Source organism: Streptomyces toyocaensis, assembly GCF_000725125.1.
GTDB classification, from domain to species: domain Bacteria; phylum Actinomycetota; class Actinomycetes; order Streptomycetales; family Streptomycetaceae; genus Streptomyces; species Streptomyces toyocaensis.
This window is the reverse complement of the sequence record NZ_JFCB01000039.1, coordinates 18,224-32,203: the sequence shown is the minus strand read 5'-3', so window position 1 is coordinate 32,203 and position 13,980 is coordinate 18,224. Positions and strand designations below refer to the sequence as shown.

Genomic DNA, 13,980 nt, shown 5'->3' with positions numbered 1-13,980 from the left:
CATACGGACCGTGCCGCTCGTTCTGCGGGAATCCGTCCCTTGACGGAATATGCCCGTGCCCGCCGCCCGCTCGAGAATACCCGTCCGGTGCCTTCCGCCGGGAGTTCGACGCGGTCCGCCAAGCCTGTGAGACCGGAGGTTTCGTTCCGTGAGTGTCGTGCTGTTCCGCCGGCCGGCCCGCAGACGCGGACCGGAAATGCCCGAGGGCGAATTGACCCTCCAGGAGCCGCCGGTCCTCTCCGAGACGGTGCCGGACACCTCGGCGATATGGACCTACCTGCCGATGGCGCTCATGTCGGTGTCGATGATGCTGGTGTTCCTGCGCCCAGGAGGCGGCAACAGCGTCTTCCTGTACCTCGCCATGGGCGTCATGGCACTCTCCGCGGGCGCCATGTTGCTGGGACAGCTCATGCGCCGCTCCAGCGAGCGCAAGCAGCGCCTGAAGGGTGAACGCCGCGACTACCTCCGCTACCTGGCACAGATCCGCAAGCGGGTCCGGACCACCATCGCGGAGCAGCAGCGGGCACTCGCCTGGCGCCACCCTGAGCCCGCCTCACTGCGCTCCCTGGCCCGCACCACGCGTCTGTGGGAACGACGCCCGGCCGACGAGGACTTCGGCGAGGTGCGTCTCGCCGTCGGCGACCAGCAGCTCGCCCTCACCCTGACCCCCGTCTCCACCCGCCCCGTGGAAGACCTCGAACCGCTCTGCGCGCACGCTCTGCGCCGCTTCGTCCGCGCCTACTCGACCGTCCCCGGGCAACCTCTCGGCCTCTACCTGCGCTCCTCCGCCCGAGTGCTGCTGCGCCCCGAGGAGACACCCGGCGAGGAGTCCGCCCCGCGGGCCGCTTCGCCACACGGGGAAAGCGCTCGGGCCGAGGGAACCGACGAGGTACGCGCCCTGGTGCGCGCCGTGCTCGGCCAGCTCGCGGTGTTCCACGCGCCCGAGGAACTGTGGCTCGCCTTCTGCGTCAGTGACGAGCGGCGGCCCGACTGGGAGTGGGTCAAGTGGCTGCCGCACGCCCTGCACCCGCACGAGGAGGACGGCGCCGGCCAGGTCCGGCGGATCACCGCCGAACTCACCGAACTGGACGACCTGCTCGGAGCCGAGTTCGCCGAGCGTCCCGGCTTCGACCCGGAGGCCCGCCCCGGCCGTGACGAGCCCTACACGGTCGTCGTCCTGGACGGCGTCACCGTCCCCGAGGGCCACCGCTGGGAGGGGCACGGCTACCGCAACGCCCTGGCCCTCGACGTGTCCGGCGCGCTCCGCTGGCGACCCGGCCGCAACACTCTGCGGCTGACCGTCGGGCCCGAGCGGGTGAGCCTGGTCCGTACCGACCGCAGCCGCAAGGAACGCTCCGTGCCACTCGGCCGGCCGGACCGGCTCGGTCCGCTCGGCGCGGAGTCACTGGCCCGGCTGCTCAGCCCCCGCCGGATCAGCCTGGGCACCGACATCGCGCAACCGCTGGACACCGACGTCGAGCTGACCACCCTGCTCAACATCCCCGACCTCCACCGACACGACCCGCACACCCTCTTCGAACGGCACAGCGGCTCCGCACGGCTGCGGGTGCCCATCGCGGTCGGCGTGGACGGACGACCGGTGGAACTCGACATCAAGGAGTCCGCGCAAGGAGGCATGGGCCCGCACGGCATGCTGATCGGCGCCACCGGCTCCGGCAAGAGTGAACTCCTGCGCACGCTCGTCCTCGGTCTCGCCCTGACCAACTCCTCAGAGACCCTCAACTTCGTCCTGGTCGACTTCAAAGGCGGTGCAACCTTCCTCGGCCTGGAAGAACTCCCCCACACCTCCGCCGTCATCACCAACCTCGCCGACGAAGTCGCCCTCGTGGAACGCATGCAGGACGCCCTGCACGGCGAACTCATCCGCCGTCAGGAACTCCTGCGCGCCGCCGGCAACCACACCTCCGCCCTGGAGTACGAGCGGGCGCGCGCCGCCGGGGCGGACCTCGCCCCGCTGCCCAGTCTGTTCGTGGTGGTCGACGAGTTCAGTGAACTGCTCTCCGCACACAGGGAGTTCATGGACCTGTTCGTGATGATCGGCCGTCTGGGACGCTCCCTGGGAGTGCACCTGCTGCTCGCCTCGCAGCGTCTAGACGAAGGCCGGATGCACCAGTTGGAGAGTCACCTCTCGTACCGCATCGGGCTGCGCACCTTCTCCGCCATGGAGAGCCGCGGCGTGCTCGGCGTACCCGACGCCTACGAGCTGCCGGCCCAGCCGGGCAGCGGCTATCTGAAGTCCGGCGTGGAGTCCCTGACCCGGTTCCGCGCCGCCTACTCCTCCGGGACGTACCGGCGCCGCACCGCAGCGGTCGTGCAGGCCCGGGTGGCCAGCCAGGTGGTGCCGTGGACCAGCGGCTGGGTGGTGCCGCGTACGCCGCCGGCCGCGCCCGATCCGGAACCGGAGAACGAGGGGACCGGGGAGACGGGGGAGGAGGAGACCCTGCTCGACGTGGCCCTCGACCGGCTGCGCGGCTCCGGGCCCGCCGCCCACCAGGTGTGGCTGCCGCCGCTGGACGACCCGTTTTCGCTGGACGCCCTGTTGCCCGGTATCGCCCCCCACCCCGAGCGCGGTCTCACCTCCGCCACCTGGCCCGGCACCGGCGGGCTGCGGGTCCCGGTCGGCCTGGTGGACAAGCCCTTCGAACAGCGGCGCGACCTGCTGGTCGTGGACCTCTCCGGGGCGGGCGGCCACGTCGCCGTCGCAGGCGGCTCGCAGAGCGGCAAATCCACCCTGACCCGCACCCTGATCGCAGCCCTCGCCCTCACCCACACCCCCGTCGAAGTCCAGTTCTACTGCCTCGACTTCGGCGGCGGTGGCCTGTCCCAGCTCGCCGGACTGCCCCATGTCGGCGGCGTCGCGGCGCGGCTCAACCCGGAGCGTGTGCAGCGGACCGTAGCAGAGGTCATGACACTGCTCGCCCACCGCGAGCAGTTCTTCGTGGACCACACCATCGACTCCATGCAGTCCTACCGCCGTCGCCGCGCCGCGGGGGAGTTTCCCGACGAGCCCTTCGGCGACGTCTTCATGGTGGTCGACGGCTGGTCCACGGTCCGTCAGGACTACGACGACCTGATCCCGAACTTCAACGAACTCGCCACCCGCGGACTCAATTACGGCATCCATCTGCTGGTCGCCACCGCCCGCTGGGTGGAGCTGACGGCCCAGGTCCGTGACCAGTCCGCCACCCGGCTCGAACTGCGGATGGGTGATCCGATGGACTCCGAGGTCGACACCCGCAAGGCCCGCTCCGTGCCGCGCAGCGGCGGCCGTGGCATCACCGCCGACAGCAAGATGCACTATCTCGCCGGCCTGCCCCGGCTGGACGGCAGCGGCTCCCTCGACGACCTCGGCGACGGCGTCGCCCACCTGGTCGGTGAGATCTCCCGGCATTGGCCCGGACAAGCCGCCCCGCAGGTCCGGATGCTGCCGCACCGGCTCCCGCTCGCCCAGCTTCCCGCACCCGAGCCGACCGAGGGCGGCGGCATGCGCATGCCGCTCGGCATCGACCAGGACGCCTTGGAACCGGTCTGGCACGACTTCAGCCGCACCCCGCACCTGATCGTGGTGGGCGACACGGAGAGCGGTAAGACCAACCTGCTGCGCCGCGTCGCCGCGGGCATCACCGCACGCTACACGCCGGACGAGGCAAAGATCATCGTGGTGGACTACCGGCGCACCCTGGTCGACACCGTTCCCGAGGAGTACCGCATCGGGCATGTGATCTCCCTGGACAACCTCACGGAGACCATCGACGGTGCGTCCCACGCGATCAGGACCCGCGTGCCCGGCCCGGACATCGCTCCGGCCCGTATGCGCCAGTGCGACTGGTGGACCGGCCCACGACTGTTCGTCCTGGTCGACGACTACGACATGGTCTCCTCCAACTCCTTCCAGAGCCCCTTCGAGCCGCTCTTCGAGTTCCTCACGCTCGGCTTCGAGACGGGCCTGCACCTGGTCATCGCCCGCGGCGCCATGGGGGCCGGGCGCGGCCTGGGCGACGCCCTCATGCGCCGCCTCGACGAGGCCAACAACCCGGCCGTCCTCCTGTCCTGCCCGCCCACGGAAGGAAGTCTGTTCGGCAACATCAAACCCCTCAACCTGCCTCCCGGCAGGGCCCTGCACATCGCCCGCCGCCGGGCACGGCTGATGCAGACGGCACTCGTGGAGGAGCCCGGGGAGAGGTGAACGCCTGTCCCGTCGTGGCCGGGGATGACCGCTGGGGCGGGCTGCGGCAGACGGGGCGGACGACCCGGCTCCCCCTCGGGCGGCTGCGCCCGCCACGGCCATGGGGCCGGGAAGGGGCGCCTCGCGGCCAGTGTGGTGACGTTACGCGTCCCCGGGAAGCGGCCGGTGCCCTCCGGCCCGAGACGCCGCCCGGCTACGCAGGCCGTAACAGGGGCACCGGTACGGCCCGGGTCATGTCCGCGGCATCGCACCACCGGCCCTGTCCGGGGCGTCCGTTCCCGCCGCGCGCCGTCGCCGGGCGCGGGCACGGGGGACGGCGTACGCGGCCCACAGGAACCCGGCAACGGCGGCGGAGCCGGCCATGACGAGCACGGTGGCGCGGCCCACGACGCGGTCGGCCGCGGCGGTCTCGCGGACGGTCACGGGGCCTGCGGCGCGGCGCCCGCCACCGGCGGCCGACGCGCCGAGGACCGTGGTGACGGCGGCATAGGGATCCAGCTGGGGAATGTCGGCGGGGTATGCGGTGGCCCTCAGGCGGCGGGCGACCGCGTCGGCGGTCTCGCCGGGTCGCGCGGCACGGACCGCCGCGGCGGCGCCGGCGGCGTAAGCGGCGGCCACCGGCGCGCCGCCGCCGAGGTAGTGACCGTCGCCGCGCGGGCCGCCGGACACCACGCCGGCGCCCGGTGCGGCCAGGTCGATGCCCGAGGTGAGCAGGGAGCCTTCCGGCCGGGTGCCGTCGGGGAGCATGCCGGCGACGGAGAGGACCCCGGGTTCGCCGGCCGGCCAGTAGAGGCGCGAGGGCGTCTCGCCGGACCCGGCCACGGGCGGGTCCGGGGCGGCTGCCGCGACCACCACAGCGCCCGCGCGGCGCGCCTCGGCGACCGCGCGCGTCAGTTCCGCGTCACGGCTCGGCAGGGCCACCGTGACGGCGATCACCTCGGCTCCGGCCGCTGTCGCCTCGCGCAGCGCCTCCACGACCGGGCCGGGTGCGGGAGTACCGCGCCGGTCGGTGCCGCGCAAGGCGAGGATCCTCGCGTCCGGCGCGACCCCGGCCAGGTACGGGCTGTCCCCGCCGGTCCCGGCGATCAGCCCGGCCAGGAAGGTGCCGTGGCCGACGCAGTCGTCACCGGCGGCACCCCGTACGGTGACCCGGCCGCTGAGCCCGGCCGCCTCGGGGTCGACGCCGGTGCCGATCAGGGCGACGGTCACGCCCGCGCCCGTGCTGTGCCGGTGCAGCTGTTCGAGGTCGAGACGCTGACGTGACCAGTCCTCCTTCTCCGCCTTCTTGCCGGAGGCCGGGGTGCACGCATCCGCACGTGCCTTGAGCGTGGAGGGGATGGCGGGCAGTTCCTGGCCGCGGTTGCCGCCGGCCGCGGGTCCGCCCGGGAGGGGCGCCGCCCCGGCCCGCACGGCCGGGGACAGCGACAGGACGGCGACGAGGCCGGCGCCGGACAGCAGGCGTGCGTACCGCTTCACCGGCCCACGCTCTTCGGAGCGGCGGCTGTGACGTCCTCCGGGAGGAGGATCCGCAGGTCGTCGAGTGTGGGTACGGCCAGTGAGCTGAGCCGTCCCGCCTGCCGGGTGATCATCGACTCGACGACCTGGCGGGCCAGGCGGGCGTTGCCGAAGGAGCGGTCACGGGGCAGCGAGTCGAAGTACTCCCTGAGCAACGGGCCGGTGCCGGGTGCGCATTCGTAACCCATACCGGCGGCCTGGCCGCGCACGATGGTGACCAGTTCCTCGGAGGAGTAGTCGGCGAAGGCGATACGGCGCGGGAATCGGGACGCCAGGCCCGGGTTGGAGGCGAGGAAGCGTTCCATCTCGTCGGTGTAGCCGGCGACGATGACGACCACCTCGTCGCGGTGGTCCTCCATCAGCTTCAGCAGGGTGTCCACCGCCTCCTGACCGAAGTCCACGCCGCCACCGCGGGGGGTGAGGGTGTAGGCCTCGTCGATGAACAGCACGCCGCCGCGGGCGCGTTCGAACACCTCGCGGGTGAGTTGGGCGGTGTGGCCGACGTAGCGGCCGACCAGGTCGGCACGGGCCGCCTCGATGAGCTGTCCCCGCTCGAGAATGCCGAGCCGGGACAGAATCTCACCGTAGAGACGGGCGACGGTGGTCTTGCCGGTGCCGGGCGGACCGGTGAACACCAGGTGGTGGCTGAGCGAGGGCACCGGCAGCCCCGCGGCGGCGCGGTGGCGGGCGGTGGTGATGAGGTTGACCAGGTCGGCCACATCACGCTTCACCTCGGCCAGGCCGATCATGTCGCCGAGGCGGGTCAGCGGGTCGTCGTCCGCGGGGGCGGCCAGGGCGGCCTGCGCGGCGGCGGGGGAGACGTCCTCCGGCAGCAGCAGCCGCAGGTCGTGTTCTCCCACCTGCGCCTGGGTGGCGAGCCGGACCGCCTGCCGGTCCACCATCTCCTCGAACACCCCCCGCGCGGCACGGCCGTTGCCGAAGCCCGCGTCCCGCGGCATCGCCTCGAAGTGCGCGGCCAGTGCGTCCGCGGTGCCCTCACCCAGTTCGTACTGGTGCCGGACGCACATGTTCTCCATGATGGCGACCAGTTCGGGCACCGAGTAGTTCTCGAATTCGACGGTGCGCGAGAAGCGGGACGCCAGGCCCGGGTTGGAGGCGAGGAAGCGTTCCATCTCGTCGGTGTAGCCGGCGACGATGACGACCACCTCGTCGCGGTGGTCCTCCATCAGCTTCAGCAGGGTGTCCACCGACTCGCGGCCGAAGTCGGCGCCGCCGGTGCCGCTGTCCGCGGTGAGCGTGTAGGCCTCGTCGATGAACAGCACACCGCCGAGGGCCCGTTCGAAGGTCTCGGTGGTCTTGATCGCGGTGCCGCCGACGATCTGTGCGACCAGGTCGGCGCGGGAGACCTCCACCAGGTGCCCGCTGCGCAGCGAACCCAGTTCGGCCAGGATCGCCCCGTAGAGGCGAGCGACGGTGGTCTTGCCGGTGCCGGGCGGGCCGGTGAAGACCAGATGCCGGCTCATCGGCGGTGCGGACATGCCGAGCTGTTCGCGGCGCTGGGCGAGCTGGGTCAGATTCACCAGCGTGCGTACTTGCTGCTTGACGTTCTCGAGGCCGATCAGCGCGTCGAGGGTGCCGAGCGGGCCGTCCGCGCGGTCCGGGGCAGGCGCGTCCGCGGCTCCGGAGCCGGCCGGGTCGGTGTTCTCGGCACTGCCGGTACCCCAGGCGTCCCGCTTGCCGTTACCCGTGCTGTTCAGACCCTCTACGGCGAGCCGTTCGCCGGGGGTGGTCTGCACCAGACCACCGCCCTCGTTCTCCCGGGCGACGCAGTTCAAGAGCGAGACCGGTGCGGTGGACTCCACCCGGAAGCCGTCATGGGCGCCGCCGCTGACCTCACAGCCGCTGAGCGAGGCGAGCGCGCCCTCGCGCAGCAGGAAGCCGTGCCCCTGCGGGGCGTGCACCGTGGCGCGGTTGGCGGTCAGTTCGCCGCCCGCGGCGACCAGCACACCCTCCTCGCCGGACATCTCCACCCGGAAGTCGCGCACGGTGACATTGCCGCCATCCTCCACGGCCAGTCCGTTGCCGGCGGCCTCGCAGACCCCGCCGCCGGCCACATAGAGAGTGCTGTCGGCGGCCACCCGCACGCCCGCGCCCTTCGGCCGGATGATCTCGCAGTCCTCGGCGCGGCCACGGGCGCCTTCGGTGAGGGCGATGCCGTCGCCGGCGGGCTCCACCAGCCTGGCCCGGCGCAGCAGCGGGTTGGCACCGGCGCGCACGGCGACCGCCGGCGATCCGCCGATCACCTCGAGGCGGTCCAGTTCCGGAGCCGAGTTCTCTTCCAGGAGCAGTCCGGCCTGGTCGCAGTCGCGGATGGTCAGACCGGTCAACGTGGGGGAGGCGGCCCCGGAGACCCGCAGCGCCGCGCCCTGCGCGCCCTCCACCCAGCAGTCCTCGAACGTGCCGCGCCCCCGGTCGGTCACCAGTACGCCATGGCCGCGGGTGCGCGTGACGCGGCAGCGGCGCAGCACGGGGTCGGTGCCCCCGGCCAGGGTGAACCCGTTCGCAGAGGCTCCGGTGACGCGCACGTCCTCGAGCGTCGTACGGCCCGCGCTGCTCAGGTGCACGCCGGTGCTGGTGTCGTGCACCACGGTGCGGACCACCGAGAGGGCGCAGTTTTGCTCCAGGGCGATGGAGGGCTTGTCGGTGGAGGAGATGTCGCAGTCCTCCAGGGTGCCCCGGGCATCGCCGTTGGCGAGCAGGCCGTTGCCGCGGGCGTCGCGTACCGTGCAGCTGCGGATGCGCGCCTCACCCCGCTCGGCGAGGACCAGCCCGCTGCTGCCCAGATGCTCCAGCGTGCAGGACTCCACGGTGGTGGGCGTGGCCGAGGTGATGACGATGCCCGCGCCCTGCGGGTTGGTCACCCGGCAGTCCCGCAGCGCGAAGGAACCGGTTCCCCCGGCCAGCAGCGCGGTCCAGGCGGCGCCGATGAGCTCACAGCCGTCGAACGCGGCCTGCCCGAACCGTACGTCCACGGCGGGCTCTTCGGCGTCGGAGCCGCGCAGGGTCAGTTCGGCCAGCATCACCGCGTCGGCACGCAGCGTGAGCACACTGCCCGAGCGCGGTCGGATGTCCACCGTCCCCCGTCCCTCGGAGGCGGTGAGGGTGACCCGGGTGTGGATCACGAGGTTCTCGGCGTACGTCCCGGGCCGGACGCTGATGAGCGCGCCGGTACGGGCGGCCGCGAGCGCCTCACCGATCGTTCGGTAGCCGTCCCGGTCTCCCGGACCGACCGTCAGTACCTGGCGCGACACGCACCAACCTCCTCGTCACGGCGGAGTCTTCTGCGGGCGCCCCTGCTCGCCGGGGGCGTCTGTCGGAGAGCCGACGGTGTCATCATGCCTTGCGCCCGGCCCCCGCGGGGCCGGTGGTGAACCGTCGCCGTTCCACCGGGAGCGGGACTTTGGCGCGGGCGTGCGAGGGCGGATCAGGCAGGCTTCCCGGCGTCCTCGTCCGCCCGCAGGGTGCCCTCTCCGGAGCGGAGCTCCGGCGGAGGACCGGGAAGGCCGTCCACCGGCACCAGCAGCGGGGCCACGGCCCCGGCGTTCACCATCAACATGGTGCCCTCACCCAGCGAATGGACCAGCTCCCGTACCGGGACCCTGTCGTGCCACAGCGACGAGGACATGAACTCATGGGCCGGGGAGGTGAACAACAGCACCACCGGCGCCCCGTCCCGCCCCATGGCCGTGAGCGGTCCGCCGTCCGGTCCGCGCACGACCGTGACGTCCGCCTCCACGAGCGCCGCGAGTGCCTCGTCCACCGAGCCGTAGCCGGTGACGGCCCGCTGCGCCGCGGCGTCCACCGGGTCGGTGGGCTCCGGCCAGCCGAGCACACGGGCCGAGGGCCGGTAGGCCGGGTTGGCGCGGACGTTCCCCACACTGCCGCTTCCGTCCGACTGCCATTCGCCCACCAGAGCCCACTCCGGCGGCGTCCCTTCTCCGGTCCACTCCGGGTCCAGCACGCCGATCCAGTGTCCCGGCGCCGTGCGTGCGACGGCCCGTACGGCCTCGGGCACCTCGGGAGTGGCGACTGGTTCCTCCTGCCGCTCACCGGGACGTGTGTCCACCTGAACCCTCCGGTTGATGCGAAGTTCCCTGGAGCCGTCCGGCATGCGCGCACGCCGATGCGGGCCCGTCCGTTCAGTGCAGCGTGGTGAACCATTCGTGGTTGTTGCGGCTCTCCTGGGCGCAGGGCCAGATGAACAGATTGCGCACGCTGTTGTTGGCGTCGTAGGAGTCCAGGCACTGGTTGTTGCTGGCGTAGTTGCGGAGCCAGAACTTACCGTCGGGCTGCTTGTCGAACCACCACAACTGGTTGTCGGCGGTGGTGCCGTTGCACGGGTACTCCGTCACCTTGGTGCCGCTGCCGGCGCCCTGATAGCCGGGCAGGTCGAGGCACATGCTGTCCACGACGTTGCGTATCTGGAACAGCGGCGCACCTCCCGGCCCGGCGTCGGCGTACCGCTGCTCGACGTTCCACAGCTGGTTGTCGCTCGGGTGGCTGTTGCACGTCGACTGCACGATGCGCCCGTCGGGAGCGCCGCTGCCGGCACCGGGGATGTCCACGCATGTGCTGTTGGTGTTGTTCTTGAGCAGAACCTTGGTCAGGACGGCCGGTACGTTGCTCGGCGCCTTGCGTATCACGGCGTCCTTCTCCCGCACCGTGCTGGCGCTCCCCAGTGTGGGGGAGGCCGTGGACGGAGCCTTGGTGGTGGCCTCCTTTCCGGGCACGGGCGGCGCTGGGGCTTCCTTGTCGCCCTGTTCCTTCACGCCGTCCTTGTCCGGGGCGTTCTTCTTCGCTGCGTCCGTCTTTCCGGCGGTCGGTGTCGCGGCGACGAAGGCTCCGGGCGGCTCGTCGCCGCTGCCGAGAAGGGTGTCGGCCGAGCCGGTGGAAGCGACCTTGTCGCTGTCGTCCTCGCCGCTGGTGACCAGGACCAGCAGGGGTACGGCGATGAGAACGGCGCCCGCCATGGCGGCGGCGGCGAGCACGGGCTTCTTGGGACGGCCTGGGACGCCGGCGTCCGCGGAGTCGTCCGAGGAGGCCGGGGCGGTTGCCGTGGCGCCCCCCGCATGTCCGTCCGAGGACACCGCGAACAGGGCGCGCGCGCTCCAGCGGGCCCTGGGTGCGGAGGCGGCACGTGCGGAGGCTGCGGTCGTGCCGCCCGTCGTGCCACCTGCGGCAGTGGCCGGAGTTCCGGCTGCTTGGGAGGTCTGCGACGTTGCCGCGTTCGTACTCTCCGCCGGTGCGGCGGGGTCGGTTCCGGAGACGGTCGCCGTTCGGCCGGCCGTGCCCGTGTCCCCGGCGGTCGTGGCTGTCGAGCTCGTGCCGTCCGGGGCCGTGCCGTCGCCCGAGATGGTGATTGCCGTGTCCCGAGCGTTGCCGGTGGAGCGGGTCGCACCGGTTGAGGCGTTGGTGGCAACGCCGGACTCTTCGCCTTGGGTGGCGCTCTTGCTCACGGCCCGCTGCTGGTCAGGCATGTGGATCCTACCTTCGTGGTGTGGTCAGAAGCGGTCATTCCATGGGACCGGAAACCCGGGAGGGGTTCCGTGACCGGGGCCAGCGGGCCGGCCGCGTGGAGATGGCGGGCGAGCCGTGTCGGGTCGGTGCAGCCCCGGTCGAGGAGCTCACGCGCGATCGCGGCGTGCAGCAACTGCCGAGAGGGTACGGCCATTGTGTCGAGCAGTACATCGTGGACCAGCTCGGGCAGGCGGTAGTGGCCCGAGGCCGGGTCGTCGGGGTCCTCGTGCCACAGGAGCAGGTCGGCGGTGACCGCCTCGTCGACCAGCCGCAGCAGCTGCTCGTGCCTCATTCTGAGGATGGCGGCGACGAGGGCGATGTCGAGCCCTCCCCTGTCGGCGGCCGCATGGGACAGCATCGTCCTGACCGGTGCCGCCACTTCGTTCAGCTGGGCCCGGACGATGGCGCGGACCGTGACCGGCACACGAGCGTCGGGGCCACATCGCTGCTTCGTCGGCAGCTTGAGCAACTCGTGCAGCATGAACGGGTTTCCTCTGCTGCGCCGATGCAGCGCCACCGCATCGGCCGCGGGCGCCATCTCACCGCGTTCCGCGAGCAGCTCCCGCACATCTGCGACGGTCAAAGGCTCAAGCTGCAGCCACGCAGTGTCCAGCCGCGCCAGCTCGGCGAGCAGTCCGCTGACCGTGGGGGCCGCCGGGTCTCGCAGGGCGCATACGAAGAGGACCGGCGCGTTGCGCAGGAGCGCGGCGAGCCGGCCCAGCCGCTCGGGGAGGTCGGGGTCCGCGCGGTCGAGATCGTCGATGACACACATGGTGGGCGCCCGAGTCACCTCGTGGGCGAGGGCGGCGACCGGGTCCGCTTCCGTACCCTCCTGAAGGCCGTCCTGTGCGCGGTCGACCTCGCTGCGCCGCCGCGGTCCGTCCGTCGGCCGGGTGGTCCGGCGATGAAGGGCAGCCGTGCGGTCAGTGCCACAGCCCCGGCCTCCGCCCGCCCAGATGGCGGCGAACCCGGCCCTGGTGGCCTGCGCGGCGGCCTCGTCCAGCAGTCTGGTCTTGCCGGACCCCGGATCGCCGGAGACGACGGCCCACTGGACGTGCCCGGGCGTTGCCGCCTCCAGTAGGGCATGGAGCTGTGCCACTTCCTCGGCACGCCCGACGAGAGGCGTCGCGACGGGGGAGTCGGTTCTGGGCGGGGTGGTGAGCGTGGTGACGGAGCGGGACGGCCGGGGCGCTCCGAGGACCGCGGTGTCGTGACGCAGGACGGCGGTGTGCAGCTTGCGCAGGCCGGGGCTCGGATCGAGTCCCAGCTCCCGGGCCAGCATGCCGCGGAACCGCTCGTACTGGCGCAATGCCTCCACCGGCCGTCCCGCCCCGTATAGCGCTCGTATGAGCAGGGCCCAGGAGACTTCCCGCAAAGGGGCGGTGACGGTGAGGTGTTCGGCGACGTGGACGGCGTGCTCCACGTCGCCCTGCTGGAGGAGGATCGTGGTTTGAAGTTCCCTCGCGTCCTGGCGGGCTGCGTTGAGGCGTGAGGTCTCCCGCAAGGCGAAAGCGTGCTCCGCCGCCTCGCCGAATGCCTCGCCCCGCCATAGATCGAGGGCCGCGTCGATCTCCTGGCGGGCGCGTGCGAGGTTCTGCTGCCCGAGTGCTCCACGAGCCCTGTCCACGGACTGCTCGAACGCGACGGTGTCCCGCGTCTGGGGAGGAATACGCAAGGCGTAGCCAAGGGTTCCGCTGATCAGTACCGAGGCCCTGCCCTGTCGGTCCGGCTCCAGGGCCGCGCGCAGTCGGCTGATGTGGGCTCGGACAGAGGTCACGGCGGCTGCCGGCTGGTCCTCTGGCCAGAGGGTACGGCACAGCTCCGCCAGGGAGACCGGCCGGCCGTCCTCGACGAGGAGGCGGGTGAGCAGCACTCTGCGCTGCCGGGGGCCCAGGTCCAGTGCGCATCCGTCGCGCAGTACCTCTATGGGGCCCAGCACGCTGTACCACATGCCATGAGAGTGATGGGAGTTCACCGGGGCCATTCACCTCCAGCCGCAACCGCCCGGGAACGCGGATTCGTTCCCGTCCCCCGCGACGACGTGTTGGTCACACGGGTGGTATACGCGGCCCCTGGTGCCACTGTTGAAGGAACTGGTGCCAGTGTTGAGGGAAACGGGGAAGGCCCGCTGTCCACCGGAGTTCAGGCGTCGAAGGGCATGAGGTGACGAGGGCGGTGTCCCGCTCGCCGTACTCCACGGTCACCTCGACCGCCGCCGCGCCGCCGTCGGCGGGGGGTGACAGGTCGAGGCTGCCGCACGCGTCGGCGGCATGCGTGAACCCGGAGCAGTCCGATGTCAATCGCAGGTCGGGGTAGACGGAAGCCAGCCATGGGTCGAGCCTGGAGCGTGTGATCCGGAAGTCGACGTCGTACGCGGCATCCATCCGGCCCAAGGACATACATGTCGCGTCGTGGGCTCCGGCCGGCAGGCCGCTTCGGTCCGCGAAGCGCATGGCTTCCGCGCACGGGACCGACTGTGTGTCCATGCCGTCGCCCACCATGTCGGGAGTGATCTGCCAGCCCACCCACACCAGCGTCAGCGCCAGAACTCCCCACAACACCCTTTTGTTCATGTTCTCGCCTCGACCCAGGTTCAGTCTTCGGTCACGGACATATGACGTATCAGGGGAGGGCGGGGTTGCGCCGCGTAACGGACGTGGAGCCAACCTTTCCTGCCACAGGGGTCGTCGCTCGTGCCGGGAGCCCGCCGCAAGGTGCAG

General features: G+C 71.9%; 7 protein-coding genes. 1 reads left to right on the top strand and 6 read right to left on the bottom strand.

From position 1 onward, the window contains the following. Nucleotides 1-148: 148 nt before the first annotated feature. Nucleotides 149-4,207 carry a type VII secretion protein EccCa gene (eccCa, locus tag BU52_RS29085; protein WP_235216452.1) on the top strand — a complete coding sequence of 1,353 codons (4,059 nt, stop codon included), beginning with the start codon at nt 149-151 and terminating at the stop codon, nt 4,205-4,207. Between the two features lie 231 nt (nt 4,208-4,438). Here the strand turns inward: eccCa and BU52_RS29080 are convergent, their stop codons facing one another. The 6 genes from BU52_RS29080 to BU52_RS29055 form a co-directional block, all read right to left on the bottom strand. Then, on the bottom strand, nt 4,439-5,683 hold the full coding sequence (locus BU52_RS29080) for a S8 family serine peptidase (protein ID WP_037940029.1): 1,245 nt from the start codon (nt 5,681-5,683) through the stop codon (nt 4,439-4,441). Further along, on the bottom strand, nt 5,680-8,994 hold the full coding sequence (locus BU52_RS29075) for a right-handed parallel beta-helix repeat-containing protein (RefSeq protein ID WP_037940027.1): 3,315 nt from the start codon (nt 8,992-8,994) through the stop codon (nt 5,680-5,682). Before BU52_RS29075 ends, BU52_RS29080 begins: the two co-directional genes overlap by 4 nt. Nucleotides 8,995-9,167: 173 nt before the next feature. After that, nucleotides 9,168-9,809, bottom strand: coding sequence for a type VII secretion system-associated protein (locus BU52_RS29070; protein WP_235216451.1), 642 nt, complete (start codon nt 9,807-9,809; stop codon nt 9,168-9,170). Between the two features lie 73 nt (nt 9,810-9,882). After that, entirely contained in the window at nt 9,883-10,731 is an 849-nt protein-coding gene (locus tag BU52_RS35415; protein WP_157847928.1) for an RICIN domain-containing protein, read from the bottom strand. Between the two features lie 464 nt (nt 10,732-11,195). Further along, nucleotides 11,196-13,211: a BTAD domain-containing putative transcriptional regulator gene (locus tag BU52_RS29060; protein ID WP_063830043.1), complete on the bottom strand. Its 2,016-nt coding sequence runs from the start codon at nt 13,209-13,211 to the stop codon at nt 11,196-11,198. A 97-nt stretch (nt 13,212-13,308) separates the two neighbouring features. After that, nucleotides 13,309-13,833 (bottom strand): hypothetical protein, encoded by a 525-nt coding sequence (locus BU52_RS29055; RefSeq protein WP_157847927.1) that lies wholly within the window; start codon nt 13,831-13,833, stop codon nt 13,309-13,311. Nucleotides 13,834-13,980: the final 147 nt, after the last annotated feature.